Origin of the sequence: Escherichia sp. WS568 (genome assembly GCF_046486085.1) — a bacterium.
In the GTDB taxonomy this organism is placed as follows: domain Bacteria; phylum Pseudomonadota; class Gammaproteobacteria; order Enterobacterales; family Enterobacteriaceae; genus Escherichia; species Escherichia coli.
Window position 1 is genome coordinate 74,775 of the sequence record NZ_JBJQMC010000008.1, and the last position, 24,178, is coordinate 98,952.

The following is a 24,178-nucleotide window of genomic DNA, read 5'->3' on the forward strand; positions in this document are numbered from 1 at the left end:
TGAGCTGGCTCACATCTCCCTGACTCTGCGGCAATATGGCGTCTTTAGTATCTCCTGCTGAACGCCCTTTTTATCCAGCATAAAATTCCGTTCAGAAGCGGATTAGTGGTACTCTGATAATAAGAAATCGCAAAGAAAAAAATTCTCCGGCGACGCGGTTTTTAACAGGTGTTCTATGCTTGAAATGAGGTGCTCCACACAGAGAGCGCCGACAACAATGAGGTGCGCGTATGGCGACGATCGATTCTATGAATAAGGACACCACACGTTTGAGCGATGGACCCGACTGGACGTTCGACCTGCTGGATGTTTATCTGGCAGAGATAGACCGGGTGGCGAAACTCTACCGGCTGGATACCTACCCGCACCAGATTGAAGTGATAACCTCAGAACAGATGATGGATGCCTACTCCAGCGTCGGCATGCCAATTAACTATCCGCACTGGTCATTCGGTAAAAAGTTTATCGAGACTGAACGGCTGTATAAGCACGGTCAGCAAGGACTGGCCTATGAAATCGTCATTAACTCTAACCCGTGTATCGCTTACCTGATGGAAGAAAACACCATTACCATGCAAGCGCTGGTGATGGCACACGCCTGCTATGGGCATAACTCTTTCTTCAAAAACAATTACTTATTCCGTAGCTGGACCGACGCCAGTTCGATTGTCGATTATCTGATTTTTGCCCGTAAATATATTACCGAGTGCGAAGAGCGCTATGGTGTGGATGAAGTAGAACGGCTGCTGGACTCGTGCCATGCGCTGATGAACTACGGCGTGGACCGGTATAAACGCCCACAAAAAATCTCGCTGCAAGAGGAGAAAGCCCGGCAGAAAAGCCGCGAAGAGTACTTGCAAAGTCAGGTCAATATGCTCTGGCGTACCCTGCCGAAGCGCGAGGAAGAGAAAACGGTTGCTGAAGCGCGCCGCTATCCGTCCGAGCCACAAGAAAACCTGCTCTATTTTATGGAGAAAAATGCGCCACTGCTGGAATCATGGCAGCGTGAAATTCTGCGTATTGTGCGTAAGGTGAGCCAGTATTTTTATCCGCAAAAACAGACTCAGGTGATGAACGAAGGCTGGGCGACCTTCTGGCACTACACCATCCTTAACCATCTGTATGATGAAGGGAAAGTAACGGAACGTTTTATGCTGGAGTTTTTGCACAGCCACACCAATGTGGTCTTCCAGCCGCCCTATAACAGCCCGTGGTACAGCGGCATCAACCCGTATGCCCTCGGGTTCGCCATGTTCCAGGATATTAAACGGATTTGTCAGTCGCCAACGGAAGAAGACAAATACTGGTTCCCGGATATCGCCGGTTCTGACTGGCTGGACACATTACATTTTGCGATGCGTGATTTCAAAGATGAGAGCTTTATCAGTCAGTTCCTGTCACCGAAAGTGATGCGTGATTTCCGCTTCTTCACCGTGCTGGACGACGATCGGCATAATTATCTGGAGATTTCCGCTATTCATAATGAAGAAGGTTATCGGGAGATCCGTAACCGGTTATCGTCGCAATATAATTTAAGTAATCTGGAGCCGAATATTCAGATCTGGAACGTGGATTTGCGCGGCGACCGTTCGCTGACGCTGCGTTACATTCCACATAATCGCGCACCGCTGGATCGGGGGCGCAAAGAAGTACTGAAGCATGTGCATCGCCTGTGGGGATTTGATGTGATGCTGGAACAGCAAAACGAAGACGGCAGCGTCGAGTTGCTGGAACGTTGCCCGCCGAGAATGGGAAATCTGTAAAAACAACAAAAAACCCCTCGTTTGAGGGGTTTGCTTTTTAAACGGAAGGGATTATCGCCCCTGAATGGCTAAATCACCCGGCAGATTTTTCTGCATCCGGTGCCAAATCTCGCCGCTCTCATGCCCATAGCGACGCACTGTTTCGTATACCTGATCGTGTGCGCCTTCACTGCACAACGCCGACAGTTTGTGGTAGAAGCCCAGCGCCAGACTGCGCGCTTCCGGATTGGCGAAATAGTGACGACCAATGCGCGTATACAGCCCTTTCATCCCGTTAAGGATCAGACCGTAAATCGGGTTGCCGGAAGCAAACGCCAGACCGCGGAATATGTTGTAATCCAGCTCGGCAAAGGCATCGGCGTGATCGGCCACTTCATTAGCGGTAGCCAGCACTTCCTGCGCTTTATCGGGATGCTGACGAAACGCGGTGCGAATAAAAATAGTGGAAATATTGGTACGCACCGACAGCAAATTATCAATAAGCTGCGGCACACTTTCGTGATCCAGTCGCGCCAGCGTTTCAAGGATATTTAAACCGGAGGTTTCCCAGAAATTATTCACCTTCGTCGGCTTGCCATGTTGAATGGTCAACCAGCCATCTCGTGCCAGACGCTGTAACACTTCACGTAACGTAGTACGCGTTACGCCAATTAATTCTGAAAGTTCACGTTCTGCGGGCAAAATAGTCCCGGGAGGGAAGCGGTTATTCCAGATACTTTCAATAATGTACTCTTCCGCGAAACCCGCCGGGCTTTGCGCCTTAATGACCATAGTGAGATTTCCATAACACAGCAAAACAAAGTTGGACTCATCATACCAGAGGGCTATCTACGCTGATAGCACACAAAAAGAAGAAAAAAGGGATCAAGGCTTCATTTTCTACATCTCTTTTCTCCAGACCATCAACACTTGCCTCGATCCCCTCCTGACCGTTAAGCTTTGCGTTCTAAGATAAAAACATCATTGATTATTTGTAAGGTAAGGGAAACCATCATGGAGATCTCCTGGGGCCGTGCCCTATGGCGCAACTTTTTGGGCCAGTCCCCCGACTGGTACAAACTCGCCCTCATTATTTTCTTAATTCTTAATCCGTTAATTTTCATCATCAGCCCCTTTGTTGCCGGTTGGCTGCTGGTGGCGGAATTTATTTTCACTCTGGCGATGGCCCTCAAATGCTACCCGCTACTCCCCGGTGGCCTGTTGGCTATCGAAGCGGTATTCATCGGCATGACCAGCGCGGAACATGTTCGTGAAGAGGTGGCGGCGAATCTTGAAGTCTTGCTGTTACTGATGTTTATGGTGGCGGGTATCTATTTTATGAAACAGCTGTTGCTGTTCATATTTACCCGTTTGCTGCTAAGCATTCGCTCCAAAATGCTGCTGTCGCTCTCTTTTTGCATGGCGGCGGCGTTCCTCTCCGCGTTCCTCGATGCCTTAACCGTCGTGGCGGTGGTGATCAGCGTCGCAGTCGGTTTTTATGGTATTTATCATCGTGTTGCCTCTTCCCGTACTGAAGATACCGACCTGCAAGACGATAGTCATATCGACAAGCATTACAAAGTGGTTCTGGAACAGTTCCGTGGCTTTTTGCGCAGCCTGATGATGCATGCCGGTGTTGGCACCGCATTAGGCGGCGTGATGACCATGGTGGGCGAACCACAGAACTTGATCATCGCTAAAGCAGCTGGCTGGCATTTTGGCGATTTCTTCCTGCGCATGTCGCCAGTGACCGTTCCGGTTCTGATTTGTGGCCTGTTGACCTGCCTGCTGGTGGAGAAGCTGCGTTGTTTTGGCTACGGCGAAACGCTGCCGGAGAAAGTCCGCGAAGTGCTGCAACAGTTTGACGATCAAAGTCGCCACCAGCGTACCCGTCAGGATAAAATTCGTCTGATTGTCCAGGCGATTATCGGCGTCTGGCTGGTCACCGCGCTGGCGTTGCATCTGGCGGAGGTTGGCCTGATTGGTTTGTCGGTCATTATTCTGGCGACATCATTGACTGGTGTCACTGATGAACATGCTATCGGTAAAGCCTTCACCGAATCTCTGCCATTCACCGCACTGTTGACTGTCTTTTTCTCGGTCGTCGCGGTAATTATTGATCAGCAACTGTTCTCACCAATCATTCATTTTGTCCTACAGGCATCGGAACACGCCCAGCTGTCGTTGTTCTATATTTTTAACGGCCTGCTGTCATCCATTTCGGATAATGTCTTCGTGGGGACGATTTATATCAACGAAGCGAAAGCGGCAATGGAAAGTGGCGCTATCACGTTGAAGCAATACGAGCTGCTGGCGGTCGCCATTAATACCGGTACCAATCTGCCCTCTGTCGCTACACCGAACGGTCAGGCTGCGTTCCTGTTCCTGCTGACCTCTGCACTCGCGCCATTGATTCGCCTCTCTTATGGCCGCATGGTGTGGATGGCCCTGCCTTACACCCTCGTACTGACACTCGTCGGACTGCTCTGCGTCGAGTTTACGCTTGCCCCTGTAACCGAATGGTTTATGCAAATGGGCTGGATAGCAACGCTTTGATAACAACTTACCGGGCATATAAATGCCCGGTTTGCCTTTTCGCCCGATAATTGTCCAATTGCGTCCTATTTTTGCTGCCTCCTGGTGGCGCAGCGAATGAATTGGTTTAAACTGCGCACTCTATGCATATTGCAGGGAAATGATTATGTTGCGATTTTTGAACCAATGTTCACAAGGCCGGGGCGCGTGGCTGTTGATGGCGTTTACTGCTCTGGCACTGGAACTGACGGCGCTGTGGTTCCAGCATGTGATGTTACTGAAACCTTGCGTGCTCTGTATTTATGAACGCTGCGCATTATTCGGCGTTCTGGGTGCTGCGCTGATTGGCGCGATCGCCCCAAAAACGCCACTGCGTTATGTAGCGATGGTTATCTGGTTGTATAGTGCGTTCCGCGGTGTGCAGTTAACTTACGAGCACACCATGCTTCAGCTCTATCCTTCGCCGTTTGCCACCTGTGATTTTATGGTTCGTTTCCCGGAATGGCTGCCGCTGGATAAATGGGTGCCGCAAGTGTTTGTCGCCTCTGGCGATTGTGCCGAGCGTCAGTGGGATTTTTTAGGTCTGGAAATGCCGCAGTGGTTGCTCGGTATTTTTATCGCTTACCTGATTGTCGCGGTGCTGGTGGTGATTTCCCAGCCGTTTAAAGCGAAAAAACGTGACCTGTTCGGTCGCTAATCCATTCAGCGCTCCTGCGGGAGCGCTTTTTTCCTGCCGCTATGTTTATTTGACCCGCAGTAAATCAGAACTTCGCGTTGTATAACGTGGTGAAAGCATGGCACGCTTCATCTGCCATTGTTGCTGGATCCCCTGCCCGGCAAAATAGAGTGTTCCTCTGCCCTCTTTAGCATTTAGCGTATCCATTACCGCCATCAATTGCTCACTCCCGGGGCGCGGTGCGTTGTCATCGAATAAATTGAGCTGCGCGACTCCCTGACTGAAGAAATCCCCCAGCATCACGCCCGCTTTTTGATAACGATGGCCCGCTTGCCAGATGGCATCCAGAGATCGCGTAGCGGCGTTAATGATATCCCTGCTGTCCTGAGTGGGCGTCAGCAGTTTTACCGACGCGCTATTGCCGTAATAAGGTTCATTGAGCGCAAATGGTGACGTCTTAATAAACGTGGAGATAAACCGACAATATTGATGCTCGCTGCGAAGTTTTTCCGCCGCCCGGGCAGCGTAACTACAAATGGCCTGCCGCATCGACGTATAATCCGTGATGCGTTCACCAAACGAACGGGAACAGATAATTTCCTGCTTCGTCGGTGCAAACTCTTCCAGTTGCAAACAGGGTTCGCCGCGCAGTTCACGCACCGTTCTTTCGAGCACGACATTAAAATGTTTACGGATAAACCGGATATCTGTATCCGCCAAATCGAGAACGGTTTTGATCCCCATCGCATCCAGTTTTTTGCTGATCCGCCGTCCAATCCCCCAGACTTCATCCACGGGGAGAGCAGACATTAATTTACGCTGGCGTTCCAGATTTGATAAATCCACCACCCCACCCGTCTGCCGCTGCCATTTTTTTGCCGCATGATTGGCAAGCTTAGCCAACGTTTTGGTCTGGGCGATCCCCACACCAACAGTAAGATGGGTACGTTGTAGCACCGTTGCGCGAATTTCTCTGCCAAAATCAGTCAGATCGCGACAATTACGCACACCGGTCAGATCGCAGAATGCCTCATCAATACTGTAAATCTCGACGCGGGGCGATAGTTCTTCCAGCGTCGACATCACCCGATTGCTCATGTCTGCGTAAAGCTCATAATTGCTGCTAAAGCAAACCACGCCACAGCGACGAAACAGATCTTTTTGTTTGAACCAGGGATCGCCCATTTTAACACCCAGCGCCTTTGCCTCAGCGTTTCGGGCGATAACGCAACCGTCATTATTCGATAGCACAACCACTGGTTTACCCCATAAATCAGGGCGAAACACCGTCTCACAGCTGGCATAAAACGCGTTTACATCACAGAGGGCAAACATCAGCGCATCGCCTTAACGACGTGGATCACCACACCAAAGACATCCAGCGTATCTTCGCTACTGATGGTAATGGGCGAGTACGCACTGTTCATGGGAATAAGCTGTACAGTCGGGCGTAGTTGCAATTTTTTCACCGTAAACTCGCCGTCAACAGCAGCGATGACAATATCACCATGGCTGGCGGTAATAGCGCTATCGACAATCAGTAAATCACCGTCACTAATTCCACCATCAATCATAGAATCACCACTTGCTTTGACGAAGTAAGTCGCGCTGGGATGCTGGATCAACAGTTGATTCAGATCGATGCGCTGTTCAATGTAATCTGCGGCCGGTGAAGGAAAGCCACACTGAACAAGATCGCTAAATAGCGGAAAAGTCACAATTTCGCGGAGATCCGCAGGCTTGATAAACAACATAATAATCTGCCTGAAGTTATACTGTTTTTATATACAGTAGTCTGTTCTTACCAGCAGATCAATACTGATTCAGGCTATCAATATTTGTCGCTGCATAGACTGCTGATTTTTCGTTATCTTATCCTGTGCTCACGCGCCTTCTGGCGACGACGCTCATCCAGCAGAAATGAAAAATATCACCCGGCTAAAAAATAGAATAGAAGCATCAGCCATAATGACATTAAACATTGTTTGATATTTATCATATTAATAGAAATAAAGACATTGACGCATCCCGCCCGGCTAACTATGAATTAGATGATGTAAAATTCTTTAATAGTTGTAAAACAGGAGTTTCATTACAATTTATATATTTAAAGAGGCGAATGATTATGACTGAAATCGTTGCAGATAAAACGGTAGAGGTAGTTAAAAACGCAATCGAAACCGCAGATGGAGCATTAGATCTTTATAATAAATATCTCGATCAGGTCATCCCCTGGCAGACCTTTGATGAAACCATAAAAGAGTTAAGTCGCTTTAAACAGGAGTATTCACAGGCAGCCTCCGTTTTAGTTGGCGATATTAAAACCTTACTTATGGATAGCCAGGATAAGTATTTTGAAGCAACCCAAACAGTGTATGAATGGTGTGGTGTTGCGACGCAATTGCTCGCAGCGTATATTTTGCTATTTGATGAGTACAATGAGAAGAAAGCATCCGCCCAGAAAGACATTCTCATTAAGGTACTGGATGACGGTATCACGAAGCTGAATGAAGCGCAAAAATCCCTGCTGGTAAGCTCACAAAGTTTCAACAACGCTTCCGGGAAACTGCTGGCGTTAGATAGCCAGTTAACCAATGATTTTTCAGAAAAAAGCAGCTATTTCCAGTCACAGGTAGATAAAATCAGGAAGGAAGCGTATGCCGGTGCCGCAGCCGGTGTCGTCGCCGGTCCATTTGGTTTAATCATTTCCTATTCTATTGCTGCGGGCGTAGTTGAAGGGAAACTGATTCCAGAATTGAAGAACAAGTTAAAATCTGTGCAGAGTTTCTTTACCACCCTGTCTAACACGGTTAAACAAGCGAATAAAGATATCGATGCCGCCAAATTGAAATTAACCACCGAAATAGCCGCCATCGGGGAGATAAAAACGGAAACTGAAACAACCAGATTCTACGTTGATTATGATGATTTAATGCTTTCTTTGCTAAAAGAAGCGGCAAAAAAAATGATTAACACCTGTAATGAGTATCAGAAAAGACACGGTAAGAAGACACTCTTTGAGGTACCTGAAGTCTGATAAGCGATTATTCTCTCCATGTACTCAAGGTATAAAGTTTATCACATTTAAAAATACAGACGTTTTTTAAAGATTGAGAGTTACCTGTTGATAATAAGGTATCGGGTAACTCTCATTATGACAGAGCGCTTTCAAAAACAGGGCTACGAAATGGCGAGTATCCAGACGTATATTAAGAAAGCCCCCATCAACATCTATTAAATTTATCACTGCGCCCAGTCAGGTTTATTTAAGATATGATCCTGCCAGTCAATCACTTCTGATTCTTTCACTGCGATATGACGCACAGAGATACGTTCGCCATGCATTGCCGCTTTCGAACCAGTAAGCAGCGGATGCCACGCAGGTAAATCTTTACCTTCCGCCAGCAAGCGATAAGCGCAGGTCATTGGCAGCCATTCGAATGTTGGCAGATTTTCACGGGTTAATTTAATGCAGTCAGGTTCAAACTCGAAACGACGTTCGTAGTTCCGACATTGACAGGTTTTAATATTGAGCTGGCGACAGGCGACGTTAGTGAAGTAGATTTCGTCGGTGTCTTCATCCATCAGTTTATGCAGGCAACACTGACCGCAACCATCACACAACGACTCCCATTCCGCATCGCTCATTTCGTCCAGGGTTTTACTTTGCCAGAAAGGTACATCGCTCATCAGGTGTTCCGCCATTACGTTAAAACGCACCTTATAACCAGTCTGGCACAGCGATGCAAGTTTTGCCGCCGCTTTCAGGCGGCAAAAAGTATTACAAAACGCGAGTTGTCAAAGAATGCCCATCGAAAGTGACTGTCAGCTCATCACCGCTTTGCAACGGGCCGACGCCATCAGGCGTGCCTGTCAGCACAACGTCACCGGCCTTGAGGGTAAAGAACTTGCTCATATAAGCGATCAGCGGAACGATTTTATGGATCATGTCCACAGTCGTACCTTGCTGGCGTTGTTCGCCGTTTACGCTCAGGCCCAGCGTTGTATTTTGTGGATCGCCGGTAAATTCCGCCGCGGGAATAAACCCGGAAAGCGGACAAGAGTTATCAAACGCTTTAGCCTTTTCCCACGGCTGCCCGGCTTTCTTCATTTTTCCCTGAACATCACGCAATGTCAGATCAAGCGCCACGCCGTAACCGGCAATGGCTTTGCGGACATGCTCTTCCGTAGCCTGACGCAGCGTCGCGCCAATCAACACCGCCAGTTCGACTTCATGATGAACTGAACCGAAATCGGATGGGATCGCCAATGGCTGCCGCAGATCGCACAGTGCCGTTTCTGGTTTAATAAACAGCACTGGCTCTTCGGGCACTGCGCTGCCCATCTCTTTAATATGTTTGGCATAGTTACTGCCAACACAGACTACTTTACTCACCGGATAATCCAGCAGCGCACCTTGCCAGTTGTGATGTTGATACATAACGTTCCCCTCACCTTATCGTGGATATGAAAACCCGCGCCGACAAAGATAATGCCACCGCCGGATATCGGTTATTTGTTCGTGTCGTCTGTTTTCTGCCCCATGACGGAAAGATGTTGCTTCAGCAAATCTTCGGGTGGTGGCGGTAACTGCAAATAGTAACCTTGCTCGGTTAATGCCTGTTTAACCTTTTCAATATCGGCATTGACCAGTTTCTTCCGCCCATCCAGCGGAAGAATCATCGCTAACTGAGGCTGACCAAAACCTTTCATCAGTTCCTCAGGAACACGCGAAAAATCGTCTTTTTTTTCGACATATAAATAGGTCTGATCACGCTTGCTGCTTCGATAAATCACACAAAACATACTTTTACTCTTTAAGATGCCAGGTTTTGGCATAAGCTAACATCAATGAAACCCGCGCCACAAGCCAGCCAGCTGTAGATTCCTACGGTTTGTTCAGTCCATGCCCCCTTTATAAGTAATCCCCCCCGGCAAAAATGCCGCGCCGGGATTTAACCGAACGCAGGAAAGCCACTGGAATTCTCCTGTGATGAATTGTTATATTATAACAGTTCATCGTACTCATTCTGAACAGGAGACTACCAATGAAAATTAAGGGCATCAGTAAGGCTGTATTGTTACTTGCACTGCTAACCTCCACGAGCTTTGCTGCGGGTAAGAATGTCAATGTTGAGTTCAGAAAAGGCCATAGCAGCGCTCAGTACTCCGGCGAAATAAAGGGATACGATTACGATACATATACCTTCTATGCCAAAAAAGGTCAGAAAGTGCATGTGAGTATCTCTAATGAAGGCGCTGATACTTACCTCTTCGGGCCAGGAATCGATGATTCTGTTGATTTATCCAGATATTCCCCAGAACTCGATAGTCACGGACAATACTCACTCCCTGCTTCTGGCAAATATGAGCTGCGAGTGCTGCAAACCCGAAACGACGCCCGTAAAAACAAAACTAAAAAATATAACGTCGATATTCAAATTAAGTAAATGTCAACCGACGGGGACTCTCCCCGTCATAAACGTTAACGCCCCACTCCTCTCTGTCGCTCAAGAGGTTAATGACGAATAGAACATCATGTAAACAAGACATCACTCACGACACATAAATAACATCTTTGTGGTGGTTTGATTGATTTTTCCACTCCGCTTACCATCTACACCAAAATAACGATCATCACGACATAATTTTTCTTTAACATCGCAAAATACACCGTTAGAGAATGTAAATTCGCTGGGATCGTAACCTTGTACTGATTGTAAGTTTTCAGCGGCTTTTTCGCCGAGATATTTCCTTGTTAACTCTGGGGAAATGCCATCTGAGTTAACACAAATATACGGGTCGCAAACAACGCCGCACGCCGGAGATTGAAGTCCGCCAGCGTCATTTCCAGACGCCATTGATGAGAACATCATCCCCACACCTGACAATCCGATATAAAAAATACGCATCATATTCATAGCACATCCTGATAATCCAACCGTACAACACTTATGCTCATTTCATCATCAATCCGTAATCAAAACCGCTGACCTGGACGAGTTACGATGACCTGACAGAAGTATCAGACGTCTTCTGCGGTTTCTATGATAGAGCAATTCTGTGGCGGATATTAAGATAACGGGTATCTGTTCTTTAATGATGCCGCAAAAAATGGAAAGTTAAGAAAGCCTGGCGTGGTGAAAAAATACACTCGCCTCAATACTGGATATTTAAACAGGTCTGAAGATGCTGTTACGATTAGGGTGCGGAAAAAGGAAGCGTAAATAAGAACAATCAAAAGTACGACGGCAATGGGTTGATTGACAAGGGTATTTTTTAAGCTATGTATCAGCGCCATTTATCACAGAATAGACTTTTACTCTGAATAAATGGGAGGGTGACTTGCCTCAATATAATCCAGACTATAACATGCCTTATAGTCTTCGGAACATCATCGCGCGCTGGCGATGATTAATAGCTAATTGAGTAAGGCCAGGATGTCAAACACGCCAATCGAGCTTAAAGGCAGTAGCTTCACTTTATCTGTGGTTCATCTGCATGAGGCAGAACCTAAGGTTATCCATCAGGCGCTGGAAGACAAAATCGCTCAGGCCCCCGCATTTTTAAAACATGCCCCCGTTGTACTCAACGTCAGTGCACTGGAAGACCCGGTAAACTGGTCAGCGATGCATAAGGCGGTTTCGGCAACCGGTTTGCGGGTTATTGGCGTAAGTGGCTGCAAAGATGCGCAACTTAAAGCCGAAATTGAAAAAATGGGGCTGCCTATCCTGACGGAAGGAAAGGAAAAAGCGCCGCGTCCAGCTCCCGCACCGCAGGCTCCAGCGCAAAATACAACGCCGGTCACAAAAACGCGTTTAATAGATACCCCGGTGCGTTCCGGTCAGCGTATTTATGCTCCACAATGTGATCTGATTGTTACAAGCCACGTTAGCGCTGGGGCCGAATTGATTGCCGATGGTAACATTCATGTCTATGGCATGATGCGCGGTCGTGCGCTGGCAGGGGCAAGTGGTGACCGGGAAACGCAAATATTTTGTACGAACCTGATGGCGGAACTGGTGTCCATCGCAGGTGAATACTGGCTGAGTGATCAAATCCCAGCAGAATTTTATGGCAAAGCGGCACGACTGCAGTTAGTTGAAAACGCTTTGACCGTTCAACCGTTAAATTGATCCCTTTTTAACAAGGAATTTCTATGGCACGCATTATTGTTGTTACTTCGGGCAAAGGGGGTGTTGGTAAGACAACCTCCAGCGCGGCCATCGCCACTGGTTTGGCCCAGAAGGGAAAGAAAACTGTCGTGATAGATTTTGATATCGGCCTGCGTAATCTCGACCTGATTATGGGTTGTGAACGTCGGGTCGTTTACGATTTCGTCAACGTCATTCAGGGCGATGCAACGCTAAATCAGGCGTTAATTAAAGATAAGCGTACTGAAAATCTCTATATTCTTCCGGCATCGCAAACTCGCGATAAAGATGCCCTCACCCGTGAAGGGGTCGCCAAAGTTCTTGATGATCTGAAAGCGATGGATTTTGAATTTATCGTTTGCGACTCCCCGGCAGGGATTGAAACCGGTGCGCTAATGGCACTCTATTTTGCAGACGAAGCCATTATTACCACCAACCCGGAAGTCTCCTCAGTACGCGACTCTGACCGTATTTTAGGCATTCTGGCGTCGAAATCACGCCGCGCAGAAAATGGCGAAGAGCCTATTAAAGAGCACCTGCTGTTAACGCGCTATAACCCAGGCCGCGTAAGCAGAGGTGACATGCTGAGCATGGAAGATGTGCTGGAGATCCTGCGCATCAAACTCGTCGGCGTGATCCCTGAGGATCAATCAGTATTGCGCGCCTCTAACCAGGGTGAACCGGTCATTCTCGACATTAACGCCGATGCGGGTAAAGCCTACGCAGATACCGTAGAACGTCTGTTGGGAGAAGAACGTCCTTTCCGCTTCATTGAAGAAGAGAAGAAAGGCTTCCTCAAACGCTTGTTCGGAGGATAAGTTATGGCATTACTCGATTTCTTTCTCTCGCGGAAGAAAAACACGGCCAACATTGCAAAAGAACGGCTGCAGATTATTGTTGCTGAACGCCGTCGCAGCGATGCAGAACCGCACTATCTGCCGCAGTTGCGTAAAGATATTCTTGAGGTCATTTGTAAATACGTACAAATTGATCCTGAGATGGTAACCGTACAGCTTGAGCAAAAAGATGGCGATATTTCTATTCTTGAGCTGAACGTGACCTTGCCGGAAGCAGAAGAGCTGAAATAAGCCCGCTGTAAAAGCGCATTTATCTTCAAGGCAGAGTCATCTCTGCCTTGAGTTTTTCATCCCCCTCATCCACGTTTGATAAGAGCGGCGAGTATTCTTGCTGATGCTACTCATTGCTTCCCCCCCCTTTACACCTTAATGCCGTTCCCCCCACACAGAACAAAATGTTTATACCTGGCTGAGTAAATAACCTTATTGTTAGTATGGGTATACTGGGAGATGATAACCCCGCAATTTCATTATTCATTGTTCTCCCATAGGATGAGGTTTCCCGCCGTAACTGGCGGGCTTTTTTTGCCGCAGAATTTTCCCTTTTAACACCCTGTAAACGAAAACTACGCCGAAGCGCAGTTTAATCGTTGATGGTCAGAACGACCAGTTCGCACCAGCCACCGCGTTCCACGGGGATTCCACACCGGCACCATGGCTATACCCCACCCCGAGATGCCCGCTTAACGAACTGCTGAATGAGGCTTTAATACCTGCCTGATATATTCCACGTCTGCCCGACAAATCATTGACAAAATTACCGTCATTATTCACTTTCACCCGGTTATCATCGACAAATTCTTTGCGCACAGCCGCCTTCAGCCACGGCTCAACTTCCATACCGTTACCCAGACGCATGTTGTAACTCAGCGTTGCGCCCAGTTCACGATATATACTGCGGGTATCGACTGATTTCGACCCCATGCCATTGGATAAATGATAGTAGCGTCTAAGTGACCTTAGCTCTGCTGCAACATCAGCCCGCAGGCACCAGACCAGGGGATTGATCCTGAAGAGACAGCGCAGGTGTATTGTGTTCACCGCTCATCAAAGACATCATGATGAAATAATGATATCCCGCATAAGAAAAGGCATTTTTTAAACGCAGTGCGCTGAAGTGTAGTTGGATAAAAAATCACTCTTTTCTGATAATACTGTTGTACGCTTATTTTTCGACAATGAGGCCGTCGGCAAAATAAAATGACTAATGTAATCATTGCTGATGAATATTTTCTGCTCACATAAAAATCACACAATAATATTCATAAATCAGATTATCTTACCTTTACAACATTGTATTAACACTCAATGACACTTCTTGAATAAAAATATTGTCAATCAATGAGTTATTTCTCATTTGAGATTATTCTTATTCCCGTAAAAACATAATTCCTATCATCACAGTCACGCTCATTTTGAATTATCTGAATAATAGCGAGCGTTCTTTAGTTAAGCAGATCTTAATTGAAGACGAAATTATTGTGTGTGCAACTTACTTAATACCGGACATCTAAGTTGAAGAAAAAAATACTTGCCTTCGGGCTTATCTCAGCATTGTTCTGCTCCACGCCAGCGATGGCGGATATGAATCGCACCACGAAAGGTGCATTGCTAGGCGCAGGCGTTGGTTTACTTACTGGCAATGGTGTTAATGGCGTACTGAAAGGTGCAGCTGTTGGCGCTGGTGTTGGTGCAGTAACAGAAAAAGGCCGCGACGGTAAAAATGCACGTAAAGGTGCAAAAGTGGGTGCCGCCGTTGGTGCTGTCACTGGCGTTCTGACCGGCAATGGCCTCGAAGGGGCGATTAAAGGTGCCGTGATTGGCGGTACGGGTGGTGCAATTCTGGGTAAAATGAAATAAGGAATGATGATGAAAAAATTTGCTTTACTGGCGGGTCTGTTTGTTTTCGCACCAATGACCTGGGCGCAGGACTACAATATTAAAAACGGTTTGCCGTCAGAAACCTATATTACTTGCGCAGAAGCCAACGAAATGGCAAAAACTGACAGCGCACAGGTTGCAGAAATTGTTGCGGTAATGGGTAATGCCAGCGTTGCCAGCCGTGATTTAAAAATTGAACAATCTCCGGAACTGAGCGCCAAAGTGGTAGAAAAACTGAATCAGGTTTGCGCTAAAGACCCGCAAATGCTGTTGATCACGGCAATTGATGACACCATGCGTGCTATCGGCAAAAAATAATATTTCATATGTTACCGCGTCGATGAAATCGACGCGGTTTTTTAGCTAATGGCGGGATCAGAACTTATATTTCAGGCCCACCATCATTGCGGTGTCATTGTAGCCATTATCACCCAGCTGCACGCCCACATTACCCCAGACGCTGGCCGACGGATTCAGATTGCCATTTACGCCAAGTTTAATTTCCCCCAGATTACGCGCCCCGTCTTGTTCGACTTTCACACCATTCATTGAGACAGCAAAATCTTTACTGTTATGGATCCAGTTCATTTCAACAAAAGGTTCAAAGTCGTCACCGTGAGGACCGCTGTTTTTCTCCTGAGTACGAATAAAGGTGCGGAAACCAAGTCGGGTCTGGAAGTTGTTATTTGCGTCATTCTCAATACGTGAGCCATTGGCTTCCGTGTGCGCATTATGATCGACGCCCATCCAGATAGCCTGTGCCTGTGGCTGGAAGATCCACGTATATTTCGCCGCTTCCAGACCAAAGGATTTATTCAGGGCAAAGCCGTAACCCGCTTCCAGCGAGACGGTTGCGCCTTTCGCGCTATAGGATTCATAGGCTAACTCATCCCCTTTCACCGAGTTTTTAAACCAGCTATATTGCGCCCAGGCGTCAATGTATGCGCCTTTTTTACTGATGTCATCGGCAAACCAGGTGGCATACAGCCCTGCGCTATAGCCTCTGACACTCCCTTTCGAACGATAATCCGACACGCTGGAATGAGTTGAGTTGTAGTCGCGGGCATAACCAGCCATCACTCCCAAACGCCAACTGTCACTGTCGGTAAAACCACCGGTTAACAGATCGGCCCCTAACTGCGAGACGTAGCGATGCGAGGTCGTTCTCAACTGTCCGTTGCTGTCACGCCAGGCATTATGCCCGCCAATTTGACGTAGCCAAAGTCGGCTTGAACGCTCCTGTTCAGTTACAGGATCGATGTAGCGCGTTTCACCTGCACGATCGTTCAGACGCATAACAAAAAGAGTGTTAGCGGCTGCCAGGTTGGCGACGTAACTTCCAGCTTCGGGGCGCAGGACGGGGGTAGGCGCAACAGTAGGCGCTGAACTTCCTCCGGAGTTTGTTTCACCGCCGCTCGTTGCCTGGAAGTTAGTCAGATACCAGTTTTTATTGGTCGCTTCGGTATTACCTCGGGTTAATGAATATTCGTAGGCACCGGCGAAAATCCTCGAATCCTTAATAAATTCTCCATTTGATTCCCCCTCAACGCTGATAATCTCTATCCCATTTAACGTGTAAGCCCCGCTGCCGCCAGCATTGGTAACTTTAACTCGGGTTGTTCCAGAGGTATTTCCATTAATAACGACTTTATCCGTAGCTGAATTATCATCACCCAATTCAGTTCTGAGATGCAATACGCCATTATTACCAACGTAATTTTCAGTTATTGTTAATCTTGTTGGTTCGAAAGCCTTTCCATCTGCCCGGGAAATATAGACCGTACTATTGTCAACCGTGAGCTTGCTCACCGTTGAGTCAGTTTTAATATCCCAGGTACTATTATCTGAAAGCGACAGATAGGTATGAGTGCTATCATCTGTTGAAAGATTGGCTGAACCCGTTATTTTTGAATTAGATGCATCGATGACCAAATGACCTTTAATATTATTAATAAAAACATCTGCAGCCGATGATACCTCACTATCCGTAATGGTCACGTTACTCGTCTCATTTTTATTGTAGAGGATTTCATTTGCTGACCGTAGTGAGCTACCTGATAAAATATCTACCGTTGCTTCCTGACCATTTATGGAAGACTCCAGCACAATTCCAGCCCCCTGATGCGCGACTGCAGATGTATTTTTCAGCGTCACCTTGCCGCCATTATAAATTTTAGCAATCGCGGCGTCAGGACCCGTTGTATGAATTTCTCCCTGGTTAAATGAAACAGTCCCCTGGCGAGCAGCGATGGCATGAGCATTGTCCCCATGCGTGGTAATATCAACATCGGTTAATGTAACGCTGGCATTGGTATAATCAAGCTTGCTACCCGCCTTGACGACAGTGCCATTAGCGTAAGCGGCATAACTTTCTGTTCCGTGGGTTGTTATCTCCCCTTTTGCCATATCCAGTTTTGCTTTGGCGTTATTTTCATTACTTCCTGTATCGGCAGTACTTTCTTCATCAAGAGAAGATACACACGCACGCGCGCTTCCGGGAGATGCACAAGCAAGAACGCCGACTGCGTGATTACCCGCAGTAACAATAAAAGTATTACCTTCGTCAGATAAATGGGGGTTAACCGAACCGTCAGTGTTGACTCTTATTATGGTATCAGTATTCAGGTTTCCATTCGTTTGACTTAGCAAACCAATTGAGTAATCCCCCGTTGTGACAATCGTATTATTACCCTGCAAAATAACTGCACCGCCATATTCACTTACGACTGCGCTAGCTGTATATACTGTGCTTAGAGGACTATTGCCAGAAGGATATAAACCACCCGTTGTTACAATGACGCCATTGTTAATGGTTAAATTGCTACCCTTTCCTGCAACAGATACACCGTAACTTCCATTACCCGTTGTTATAACTAGCGCATTATCAATATCTTTTACTTCTCCATCTTTTATTTCAACAACATGTTTAGGTTCATCGTGCTGAATAAACTATCCAGTTTATGCATTACCCACCGCCAAAGCAATAAGTCCTAAACTAAACCCGGGGAGTTTTTTCAGTTTCATAGATTAACCATCCATTCATTGGATTAACAAACATTCCTGGTCAAATAACCTATGAGTTCAGATTACCAAAACGGAGGGTAAAGACAAAAACAAAAGCACAAGAAATTTAAATAGATAAACAGCGACAATGCATAAATGATAAATAAGTCAGCATTATCATTTTTCACCTTATTTTCATGACATTGATCACTTTGGAGTGACGATTTTGTTTAACAAATAACTCTTCGACATCAAAACTATTAATAGTTGCCATGAGAATTATTTCGATGATATATAAAAACAACTGTGATAACACCAGGGTTGACAACTATTTGCGCAATAATACCTTTCCTTCAATGATCCAGGCGTTCACTGCCAGCAACCCATTCAGCCGCATACTGACAGTGAGAAACTGAAAGATTAGTGCTGATCCCTGTGGCTGACGAGTCTTTCCCTTAATCGATTAACCAGATTGATCGCCAGCCAAACAAGGGCATTAAGCAAATTTATCGTCACAAGCACTTCTCCCAGCCCGGTACTGGGTTTTGCAATAAGGATGACCAGGAGAGTGATCAGCATAAATGCAATGGAAAAGATGATATAGAGAGTGAAATAATCCAGATTATTACTATTGTTCATGCTACTAATGGCAATCCTGTCAAAACTTTCAAACAATTATAGCAAACAAAATAATGAACAATAGTAACAAGAGGCAACGAGCTAATTAGCTGTCTATAATTACACCGCACCATGGCCTTACTGATCAATTTTCACTCAACCACAACCTTCACCTTCGGTTTAGAAAGGATAATTTTGACCAGGTCGATGTATGTAACAGGTTTATAGAAATAATAACCCTGCTGAAATGTGATATTATTTTGGTTCAGATAATCAAGTTGTTCTTTCGTTTCGACACCTTCAGCGACGATACTGATCGAAAGTTTACGCGCCAGATCCAATACACAATCCAGAATTCGGGTTGATTCTGGGTCTGCGTTGACGCGGCCAACGAAACTGTGATCAATTTTGATATAATCAATATGCAGGTCATGCAGATAAGAAAGCCCTGAGTAGCCAGTACCGAAATCATCCAGCGCGATGACAAAACCATTTTCATGCAGAATGTTCAACCGCTGAACCAGACTTTCATCAACATTTAATGGCTCACGCTCGGTGACTTCCAGAACGAGGTTTAAATCGCGGCGGGTAAAACTGTCACGGTAATTTAAGCACTCGTCGACAAACGTCGGCGAAATAATATGCGAGGCGCTAAAATTAATTCCAATATGAAAACCCTCCGGCAGTTTACTCGAGATAGCGTTCATCTGTCTGGCAACCTGATTCATCAGGCTTTGCGTAAGCGGAACGATTAATCCGGATTTTTCAGCAAGTGGAATAAATGCCGCGGGTGATATATATCCACCGTGAGGTTGTTTCCAGCGGGCTAACACCTCAACTCCCCGCAATGTCCCTTCCCGACCATTTACCACAGGTTGGTAAAAAGGGACGATCTCCCCATTATTTATAGCCCGTCGCAGGATCTCTTCAGGCGTTGCGCTTTTATTGAAATACCTATCAAGCAGCAAAGCAGCGGCGCAGGCGATTAACAGAATAAATATCAATATCCCAAAGCCTTTATCGATAAGTCTGTAGAAGCTAAAGAGTGGTGGCGGGTTAAAGATAATAGTGAAATGATATTTTGTGGAGTGAACCTTCTCGGTATAGGGATAATGTCCATTAAGCGTCATCACATCACCCGTAGGTCCAATAATGTCATCCGCCACGCGTAATACATACCTTACCCCTTTCAAGGGTACATTAAGCGCCCCGCGAATATGCTGATCACTTATCGTAACCAAAATGCGCGTATCTGCAAATTGGCTCTGATAGAGCAGGATAGGTAATCTATTAACGGTGTCGATTGCCGGAGCCAACAGTAAATTACTGTCCGGGAAAACAGGAATACGAGACAGCAGGACCCGATTCCCCGGTAAGGATGTACACCAGACCGTTCCCTGTTTGAGAATGATGATTGTGCGCAGGTGAGGTTTCAGAGCTGCTTCAGTGCCAAGCTGATATTGCTCCTCGAGGTCGCATTCCTTCCCGGCAATGTTAACCGCTGTTTGAGTCGCCTGTGACGCTTCTTCAAGTATATGATTGATATTGTTGGCGGCATATCTCGCTCCTGCCAGGTACTCTGCTTTTGCGGAATACCAGAGCTGGATGTTCAAAATAGCGACACCGGTTATAAACAAGCATATCGCAACGAGGATGGGTATGAGTGTATTGCGCATTTGCTTGTCCCGGCCAAAGGGTTTAATACATGAAAATGCCATTCATTCGCTCGCGCTGGCATCTACAGAGAGCATGGTAGAGAGCATAAGAAATATCCACGCCGAAGATAAAATTTTCTCCATCTTGATCTAACCCATTAATTATTGAGCATAATGTAGATAGGATAAAATAAATTAGGCGGGATATCAGGTGTCAAGAATGGAGAGCGAGAACTCTCCATTCTTGGCACCTGATATTGCGGACATATTAAGAAAGCATAACGCCTGAAATGCTCACTTTGCACCAGCATGGTAATACAGCTGATGTTTATTCTATAACCTTACTCAAGTTCTAAGAGATCACGGATTCCCTGTCATTAATAATGATATCCGTTAGTGTAGTCTTATGCATTTCAATGTACTGCAATATTTGCAGATAGAGATCAGAAAGAATCACACTGGTTTCATCTTTTAAACGCAAGCGTAAAGCCTGATCAATAATATAACTATCAACATACCCATGCGTCATGAACACCTCCCTCTCGAGATTTTTAAACAAAGCACATTGCAAAATAAATCTCTCTGGGATTGAATTATTCATGTCAGCCTCGTAGAAATATTAACCCAATAAAATTATGCTGTGTATAGTCTAAAGCGACAGACAAAAATAAGATGAATGAGTTTTCTATAAATTTATACTTAATAATTAAAAGTCACATATCATCCGCTGTGTATCGCAACACGATTTCCAGTGTTTTTCTGATCACATCAGCTTTGAGGATATCATTTGTTGTTTCCAGGGAGTGTATCAGACTTAAGATAATATTTTTATTATTAACATTATCGCCTGAAAGCATTAAATTGGTGACAGCCTGCCCTAACACTGCTGACTCTTCTTCTAACAAATTACCCGAACTGCGAAAGTAACTTGATAACGCTTTATCAGTTATTGCATTATGAATTGTAGTATCTTCAAGCATGGTAACCTCTCATCTTACTTATGAAATTTTAATGTATTCTGTTTATTTTCTTACCATTGAACATACTTTTATTGTCAGCTATCGCTGTTCTTCTGTTTGGCCCTCCTGTATCACTGTTGCTAAAATCACGAATAATGCTGTCAATTAAATCTCGTCGGAAAGCATTTTCCTCAGCCGATTTCATTACGAGTAATTGCTTAATAAGAGTCTGCAACGAAAAATTTATCTTCATGCGCAGTATATGGAGCACCGCCTGGCCAGTAATTTCATATTTTATACTTTCATTATCAGATGTCTTCATAACGACTTCATAGCTAACCTGTTAAATAATCAGGCTGTTGCATTATTCAAAAAGCAACCCAATTAGTGCATTATAATGTTTCTGTTCCTCTTCCCCTGTCGCTTGTTCCAGTCGGCAAAGAAGTTTGGCACAAAGCGACTTTCGACTCAGATTACGTCCATCTTTCAAAATCTCAGTCACAATTTCCCCGAGAGTTTCCTGCTGAGTAGGCAAGTTAGCTTTTGCAAAGTAACGAGTGATTGCTCCCGCAGAATCTGAAGTCACTGAATTTTGATGCATGCTACGCCTCTGTTAAAAATGTTAATCAATGTTAAGTGAGGTAACAATAGCAAACTTGTACGAAATATGTGTACAGAATGATAAATTAATTTTTTGCATTTAGTGCTAATACATACAAAACAACATGTTATGATAAAAAATATTGCATCATTTAGATAACAACCTATACAAGAATTTTCGCCAACTCATCTTCAACTTTTTCCATTTTTTATCAATGTAAAGAAACAGTTATGTTTTGGTATTAAAAGAAAGACACCGGAAGATATGTCTGTTACCGTCTTACTCTCGCCTCTCCCATTACCCTGGACAGTTAATGCTTACCACCCTTATTTATCGTAGCCATATACGTGACGACGAACCTGTCAAAAAAATCGAAGAAATGGTTTCGATAGCAAATCGCAGGAACATGCAGTCTGACGTAACAGGGATCTTACTGTTTAATGGTTCTCATTTTTTCCAGCTTCTGGAAGGTCCGGAAGAACAGGTTAAAATGATATATCGGGCTATATGCCAGGATCCACGGCACTATAATATTGTTGAGCTGATGTGCGATTACGCGCCTGCTCGCCGTTTTGGCAAAGCGGGAATGGAATTATTTGATTTGCGCCTGCACGAGCGAGATGACGTTTTACAGGCCGTATTCGACAAAGGCACATCAAAATTTCAGCTAACTTATGATGACAGAGCGCTACAATTTTTTCGTACTTTTGTCCTTGCAACCGAACAAGCAACCTATTTCGAGATCCCTGCCGAAGACTCCTGGCTTTTTATCGCTGACGGATCTGATAAAGAACTTGATTCCTGTACCCTTTCACCAACTATAAATGACCACTTTGCCTTTCATCCTATTGTCGATCCCTTATCGCGGCGGATAATCGCTTTTGAAGCCATTGTGCAAAAAAATGAAGATAGCCCATCAGCTATAGCGGTTGGGCAGCGTAAAGACGGGGAAATCTACAAAGCGGATCTCAAAAGTAAGGCGCTTGCATTCGCGATGGCACACGCACTTGAGCTCGGTGATAAAATGATTTCAATCAATCTATTACCTATGACCCTGGTTAACGAACCTGACGCAGTCTCTTTTTTACTTGATGAAATAAAGGCCAATGCTCTGGTGCCTGAACAAATCATCGTTGAATTTACTGAAAGTGAAGTCATATCTCGGTTTGATGAGTTTGCAGAAGCGATTAAATCGCTTAAGGCTGCCGGTATCAGTGTAGCAATTGATCATTTTGGCGCAGGTTTTGCCGGTTTGTTACTCCTGTCACGCTTCCAGCCTGACAGAATTAAAATCAGTCAGGAATTGATTACCAATGTTCATAAAAGCGGGCCACGGCAGGCAATTATTCAAGCGATCATAAAATGCTGTACATCACTTGAAATTCAAGTCTCTGCTATGGGTGTGACAACACCAGAAGAGTGGATGTGGCTTGAATCTGCAGGAATTGAGATGTTTCAGGGAGATCTGTTTGCGAAAGCTAAATTGAATGGTATCCCTTCAGTTGCGTGGCCGGAGAAAAAATAATTTTCAGCACATTATTTCGTATGATTTCTGAAAATCATCGTGAAAATGAATACGTTATGTTTAAATTTAATCCACATTAAAAATAATGTTTCATTCAATTTAGCTGAAATCTTATTTATACTTTGTACAATTTTAGCGTATATTGTACAAAGTATTATTGGGTCGTGTACAGGCGACGGAGATTTGTGACCGCAAGGAGGAATTGTGGCTTATTACAGCATTGGTGATGTTGCTGAACGTTGCGGGATTAATCCTGTCACTCTCCGGGCCTGGCAACGCCGCTACGGTTTGTTAAAACCACAGCGCAGTGAAGGCGGACACCGACTCTTTGATGAAGAAGACATACAACGCATCGAAGAGATCAAGCGTTGGATAAGTAATGGCGTCCCTGTAGGCAAAGTTAAAGCATTACTGGAAACCACCAGCCAGGATACGGAAGATGACTGGAGCCGCCTGCAAGAAGAGATGATGTCAATTCTTCGTATGGCTAATCCTGCCAAACTACGCGCGAGAATTATTTCACTGGGCCGAGAGTACCCAGTAGATCAATTGATTAATCATGTTTACCTTCCTGTTCGCCAGCGTCTCGTGCTTGATCACAACACCTCCCGCATTATGAGCAGTATGTTTGACGGCGCATTAATTGAATACGCAGCAGCCTCGCTTTTCGAAATGCGCCGTAAGCCCGGTAAAGAAGCCATTCTGATGGCGTGGAATGTTGAAGAGAGAGCACGATTGTGGCTGGAAGCATGGCGTTTATCATTGTCAGGATGGCACATTTCTGTTCTTGCTGATCCCATTGAATCGCCGCGCCCGGAACTGTTCCCGACGCAAACATTGATTGTCTGGACAGGCATGGCACCAACGAGAAGGCAAAACGAACTTTTACAACACTGGGGTGAGCAAGGTTATAAAGTCATCTTCCATGCCCCCTAATTTCACCTTTATCCCGCCCCTTAGACAGAATGTTAT

General features: G+C 45.5%; 25 protein-coding genes and 5 pseudogenes. 13 read left to right on the plus strand and 17 right to left on the minus strand.

Going from position 1 to position 24,178, the window contains the following annotated elements:
• Positions 1 to 230 precede the first annotated feature (230 nt).
• Positions 231 to 1,763, plus strand: a complete 1,533-nt coding sequence (locus ACJHWR_RS11150) for a SpoVR family protein (protein WP_000190853.1) — start codon at positions 231 to 233, stop codon at positions 1,761 to 1,763.
• 51 nt (positions 1,764 to 1,814) lie between these two features.
• Here ACJHWR_RS11150 and fadR read toward each other — a convergent pair whose 3' ends face one another.
• Positions 1,815 to 2,534, minus strand: coding sequence for a fatty acid metabolism transcriptional regulator FadR (fadR, locus tag ACJHWR_RS11155; protein WP_000234823.1), 720 nt, complete (start codon positions 2,532 to 2,534; stop codon positions 1,815 to 1,817).
• A 222-nt stretch (positions 2,535 to 2,756) separates the two neighbouring features.
• Between fadR and nhaB the strand changes: the two genes are divergently transcribed.
• Positions 2,757 to 4,298: a Na(+)/H(+) antiporter NhaB gene (gene nhaB, locus ACJHWR_RS11160; RefSeq protein ID WP_000406366.1), complete on the plus strand. Its 1,542-nt coding sequence runs from the start codon at positions 2,757 to 2,759 to the stop codon at positions 4,296 to 4,298.
• 145 nt (positions 4,299 to 4,443) lie between these two features.
• Positions 4,444 to 4,974, plus strand: coding sequence for a disulfide bond formation protein DsbB (gene dsbB / locus ACJHWR_RS11165; protein ID WP_000943459.1), 531 nt, complete (start codon positions 4,444 to 4,446; stop codon positions 4,972 to 4,974).
• A 45-nt stretch (positions 4,975 to 5,019) separates the two neighbouring features.
• Here dsbB and umuC read toward each other — a convergent pair whose 3' ends face one another.
• Positions 5,020 to 6,288, minus strand: coding sequence for a DNA polymerase V catalytic protein (gene umuC, locus ACJHWR_RS11170; RefSeq protein WP_000457628.1), 1,269 nt, complete (start codon positions 6,286 to 6,288; stop codon positions 5,020 to 5,022).
• Positions 6,288 to 6,707 carry a translesion error-prone DNA polymerase V autoproteolytic subunit gene (locus ACJHWR_RS11175; protein ID WP_000897372.1) on the minus strand — a complete coding sequence of 140 codons (420 nt, stop codon included), beginning with the start codon at positions 6,705 to 6,707 and terminating at the stop codon, positions 6,288 to 6,290. The genes umuC and ACJHWR_RS11175 overlap by 1 nt, the downstream gene beginning before the upstream one ends.
• A gap of 371 nt (positions 6,708 to 7,078) precedes the next feature.
• On the opposite strand from ACJHWR_RS11175, the gene hlyE reads away from it, so the two are divergent.
• A complete protein-coding gene (gene hlyE, locus ACJHWR_RS11180; RefSeq protein ID WP_001306826.1) occupies positions 7,079 to 7,990 on the plus strand; it encodes a hemolysin HlyE in 912 nt (303 codons plus the stop codon).
• 206 nt (positions 7,991 to 8,196) lie between these two features.
• On the opposite strand, the gene ACJHWR_RS11185 is transcribed toward hlyE, so the two are convergent.
• The 3 genes from ACJHWR_RS11185 to ACJHWR_RS11195 form a co-directional block, all read right to left on the minus strand.
• Complete coding sequence (locus tag ACJHWR_RS11185; RefSeq protein ID WP_001306825.1) at positions 8,197 to 8,643, minus strand: YcgN family cysteine cluster protein; 447 nt, start codon at positions 8,641 to 8,643, stop codon at positions 8,197 to 8,199.
• Between the two features lie 91 nt (positions 8,644 to 8,734).
• Positions 8,735 to 9,394, minus strand: coding sequence for a fumarylacetoacetate hydrolase family protein (locus ACJHWR_RS11190; RefSeq protein ID WP_000284279.1), 660 nt, complete (start codon positions 9,392 to 9,394; stop codon positions 8,735 to 8,737).
• Positions 9,395 to 9,465: 71 nt separating this feature from the next.
• Entirely contained in the window at positions 9,466 to 9,759 is a 294-nt protein-coding gene (locus ACJHWR_RS11195) for a YcgL domain-containing protein (protein WP_001295992.1), read from the minus strand.
• Between the two features lie 242 nt (positions 9,760 to 10,001).
• Between ACJHWR_RS11195 and pliG the strand changes: the two genes are divergently transcribed.
• A complete protein-coding gene (pliG, locus tag ACJHWR_RS11200; protein ID WP_000693755.1) occupies positions 10,002 to 10,403 on the plus strand; it encodes a g-type lysoyme inhibitor PliG in 402 nt (133 codons plus the stop codon).
• Between the two features lie 102 nt (positions 10,404 to 10,505).
• On the opposite strand, the gene ACJHWR_RS11205 is transcribed toward pliG, so the two are convergent.
• Positions 10,506 to 10,874: a YcgJ family protein gene (locus tag ACJHWR_RS11205; protein WP_001056845.1), complete on the minus strand. Its 369-nt coding sequence runs from the start codon at positions 10,872 to 10,874 to the stop codon at positions 10,506 to 10,508.
• Positions 10,875 to 11,393: 519 nt separating this feature from the next.
• Here ACJHWR_RS11205 and minC point away from each other — a divergent pair.
• The 3 genes from minC to minE are packed head-to-tail and all read left to right on the plus strand — an operon-like array spanning position 11,394 to position 13,195.
• On the plus strand, positions 11,394 to 12,089 hold the full coding sequence (minC, locus tag ACJHWR_RS11210; RefSeq protein ID WP_000072536.1) for a septum site-determining protein MinC: 696 nt from the start codon (positions 11,394 to 11,396) through the stop codon (positions 12,087 to 12,089).
• 23 nt (positions 12,090 to 12,112) lie between these two features.
• Positions 12,113 to 12,925 (plus strand): septum site-determining protein MinD, encoded by an 813-nt coding sequence (minD, locus tag ACJHWR_RS11215; RefSeq protein ID WP_000101055.1) that lies wholly within the window; start codon positions 12,113 to 12,115, stop codon positions 12,923 to 12,925.
• 3 nt (positions 12,926 to 12,928) lie between these two features.
• The gene (gene minE / locus ACJHWR_RS11220) at positions 12,929 to 13,195 is read left to right on the plus strand and encodes a cell division topological specificity factor MinE (RefSeq protein WP_001185665.1); all 267 of its coding nucleotides are present in this window, start codon (positions 12,929 to 12,931) and stop codon (positions 13,193 to 13,195) included.
• 366 nt (positions 13,196 to 13,561) lie between these two features.
• Here minE and ACJHWR_RS11225 read toward each other — a convergent pair.
• The 3 pseudogenes from ACJHWR_RS11225 to ACJHWR_RS11235 all read right to left on the minus strand — a co-directional run.
• A pseudogene (locus ACJHWR_RS11225) lies at positions 13,562 to 13,906 on the minus strand (autotransporter outer membrane beta-barrel domain-containing protein); the annotation flags it as partial.
• Between the two features lie 34 nt (positions 13,907 to 13,940).
• Positions 13,941 to 14,051 (minus strand): annotated as a pseudogene (locus ACJHWR_RS11230) (ATPase); the annotation flags it as partial.
• Positions 14,021 to 14,205, minus strand: a pseudogene (locus tag ACJHWR_RS11235) (hypothetical protein). The pseudogenes ACJHWR_RS11230 and ACJHWR_RS11235, both read right to left, overlap by 31 nt.
• Before the next feature lie 100 nt (positions 14,206 to 14,305).
• Between ACJHWR_RS11235 and ACJHWR_RS11240 the strand changes: the two are divergent.
• The 3 genes and pseudogenes from ACJHWR_RS11240 (at position 14,306) to ACJHWR_RS11250 (ending at position 15,163) form a co-directional block, all read left to right on the plus strand.
• Positions 14,306 to 14,478 (plus strand): annotated as a pseudogene (locus tag ACJHWR_RS11240) (hypothetical protein).
• Between the two features lies 1 nt (position 14,479).
• Entirely contained in the window at positions 14,480 to 14,824 is a 345-nt protein-coding gene (locus ACJHWR_RS11245; protein WP_000726974.1) for a YMGG-like glycine zipper-containing protein, read from the plus strand.
• A 3-nt stretch (positions 14,825 to 14,827) separates the two neighbouring features.
• Entirely contained in the window at positions 14,828 to 15,163 is a 336-nt protein-coding gene (locus ACJHWR_RS11250; RefSeq protein ID WP_000979977.1) for a YmgD family protein, read from the plus strand.
• Positions 15,164 to 15,220: 57 nt separating this feature from the next.
• Here ACJHWR_RS11250 and ACJHWR_RS11255 read toward each other — a convergent pair.
• The 7 genes and pseudogenes from ACJHWR_RS11255 to ycgZ all read right to left on the minus strand — a co-directional run bounded on the left by ACJHWR_RS11255 (position 15,221) and on the right by ycgZ (position 21,681).
• Positions 15,221 to 17,869 (minus strand): annotated as a pseudogene (locus tag ACJHWR_RS11255) (ECIAI39_1904 family autotransporter adhesin).
• Between the two features lie 399 nt (positions 17,870 to 18,268).
• Positions 18,269 to 18,487: a cell division-associated protein YmgF gene (gene ymgF / locus ACJHWR_RS11260; protein ID WP_001065862.1), complete on the minus strand. Its 219-nt coding sequence runs from the start codon at positions 18,485 to 18,487 to the stop codon at positions 18,269 to 18,271.
• A gap of 131 nt (positions 18,488 to 18,618) precedes the next feature.
• Positions 18,619 to 20,142 (minus strand): cyclic diguanylate phosphodiesterase, encoded by a 1,524-nt coding sequence (locus ACJHWR_RS11265; protein WP_012602364.1) that lies wholly within the window; start codon positions 20,140 to 20,142, stop codon positions 18,619 to 18,621.
• A gap of 331 nt (positions 20,143 to 20,473) precedes the next feature.
• A complete protein-coding gene (gene ymgC, locus ACJHWR_RS11270) occupies positions 20,474 to 20,722 on the minus strand; it encodes a protein YmgC (protein WP_001330600.1) in 249 nt (82 codons plus the stop codon).
• Between the two features lie 112 nt (positions 20,723 to 20,834).
• Complete coding sequence (gene ariR, locus ACJHWR_RS11275; RefSeq protein WP_000888777.1) at positions 20,835 to 21,101, minus strand: biofilm/acid-resistance regulator AriR; 267 nt, start codon at positions 21,099 to 21,101, stop codon at positions 20,835 to 20,837.
• 28 nt (positions 21,102 to 21,129) lie between these two features.
• Positions 21,130 to 21,402 carry a hypothetical protein gene (locus tag ACJHWR_RS11280; RefSeq protein ID WP_000858011.1) on the minus strand — a complete coding sequence of 91 codons (273 nt, stop codon included), beginning with the start codon at positions 21,400 to 21,402 and terminating at the stop codon, positions 21,130 to 21,132.
• A 42-nt stretch (positions 21,403 to 21,444) separates the two neighbouring features.
• Positions 21,445 to 21,681: a regulatory protein YcgZ gene (gene ycgZ, locus ACJHWR_RS11285; RefSeq protein ID WP_000554153.1), complete on the minus strand. Its 237-nt coding sequence runs from the start codon at positions 21,679 to 21,681 to the stop codon at positions 21,445 to 21,447.
• Positions 21,682 to 21,994: 313 nt separating this feature from the next.
• On the opposite strand from ycgZ, the gene bluF reads away from it, so the two are divergent.
• Positions 21,995 to 23,206 (plus strand): blue light-responsive regulator BluF, encoded by a 1,212-nt coding sequence (gene bluF, locus ACJHWR_RS11290; RefSeq protein WP_012311660.1) that lies wholly within the window; start codon positions 21,995 to 21,997, stop codon positions 23,204 to 23,206.
• 204 nt (positions 23,207 to 23,410) lie between these two features.
• Entirely contained in the window at positions 23,411 to 24,142 is a 732-nt protein-coding gene (bluR, locus tag ACJHWR_RS11295; RefSeq protein ID WP_000332300.1) for a DNA-binding transcriptional repressor BluR, read from the plus strand.
• Positions 24,143 to 24,178: the final 36 nt, after the last annotated feature.

Bases quoted from the DNA above. Each gene is read 5' to 3' on its own strand.
- pliG (WP_000693755.1), top strand. From the start codon at position 10,002: ATGAAAATTAAGGGCATCAGTAAGGCTGTATTGTTACTTGCACTGCTA.
- nhaB (WP_000406366.1), top strand. From the start codon at position 2,757: ATGGAGATCTCCTGGGGCCGTGCCCTATGGCGCAACTTTTTGGGCCAG.
- ACJHWR_RS11190 (WP_000284279.1), bottom strand. From the start codon at position 9,394: ATGTATCAACATCACAACTGGCAAGGTGCGCTGCTGGATTATCCGGTG.
- dsbB (WP_000943459.1), top strand. From the start codon at position 4,444: ATGTTGCGATTTTTGAACCAATGTTCACAAGGCCGGGGCGCGTGGCTG.
- minD (WP_000101055.1), top strand. From the start codon at position 12,113: ATGGCACGCATTATTGTTGTTACTTCGGGCAAAGGGGGTGTTGGTAAG.
- ACJHWR_RS11265 (WP_012602364.1), bottom strand. From the start codon at position 20,142: ATGCGCAATACACTCATACCCATCCTCGTTGCGATATGCTTGTTTATA.
- ACJHWR_RS11195 (WP_001295992.1), bottom strand. From the start codon at position 9,759: ATGTTTTGTGTGATTTATCGAAGCAGCAAGCGTGATCAGACCTATTTA.
- ACJHWR_RS11250 (WP_000979977.1), top strand. From the start codon at position 14,828: ATGATGATGAAAAAATTTGCTTTACTGGCGGGTCTGTTTGTTTTCGCA.
- hlyE (WP_001306826.1), top strand. From the start codon at position 7,079: ATGACTGAAATCGTTGCAGATAAAACGGTAGAGGTAGTTAAAAACGCA.
- ACJHWR_RS11280 (WP_000858011.1), bottom strand. From the start codon at position 21,402: ATGAAGACATCTGATAATGAAAGTATAAAATATGAAATTACTGGCCAG.
- ymgC (WP_001330600.1), bottom strand. From the start codon at position 20,722: ATGAATAATTCAATCCCAGAGAGATTTATTTTGCAATGTGCTTTGTTT.
- ACJHWR_RS11150 (WP_000190853.1), top strand. From the start codon at position 231: ATGGCGACGATCGATTCTATGAATAAGGACACCACACGTTTGAGCGAT.
- minE (WP_001185665.1), top strand. From the start codon at position 12,929: ATGGCATTACTCGATTTCTTTCTCTCGCGGAAGAAAAACACGGCCAAC.
- minC (WP_000072536.1), top strand. From the start codon at position 11,394: ATGTCAAACACGCCAATCGAGCTTAAAGGCAGTAGCTTCACTTTATCT.
- fadR (WP_000234823.1), bottom strand. From the start codon at position 2,534: ATGGTCATTAAGGCGCAAAGCCCGGCGGGTTTCGCGGAAGAGTACATT.
- ACJHWR_RS11175 (WP_000897372.1), bottom strand. From the start codon at position 6,707: ATGTTGTTTATCAAGCCTGCGGATCTCCGCGAAATTGTGACTTTTCCG.
- ymgF (WP_001065862.1), bottom strand. From the start codon at position 18,487: ATGAACAATAGTAATAATCTGGATTATTTCACTCTCTATATCATCTTT.
- umuC (WP_000457628.1), bottom strand. From the start codon at position 6,288: ATGTTTGCCCTCTGTGATGTAAACGCGTTTTATGCCAGCTGTGAGACG.
- ycgZ (WP_000554153.1), bottom strand. From the start codon at position 21,681: ATGCATCAAAATTCAGTGACTTCAGATTCTGCGGGAGCAATCACTCGT.
- ACJHWR_RS11185 (WP_001306825.1), bottom strand. From the start codon at position 8,643: ATGAGCGATGTACCTTTCTGGCAAAGTAAAACCCTGGACGAAATGAGC.
- ariR (WP_000888777.1), bottom strand. From the start codon at position 21,101: ATGCTTGAAGATACTACAATTCATAATGCAATAACTGATAAAGCGTTA.
- bluF (WP_012311660.1), top strand. From the start codon at position 21,995: ATGCTTACCACCCTTATTTATCGTAGCCATATACGTGACGACGAACCT.
- ACJHWR_RS11205 (WP_001056845.1), bottom strand. From the start codon at position 10,874: ATGAATATGATGCGTATTTTTTATATCGGATTGTCAGGTGTGGGGATG.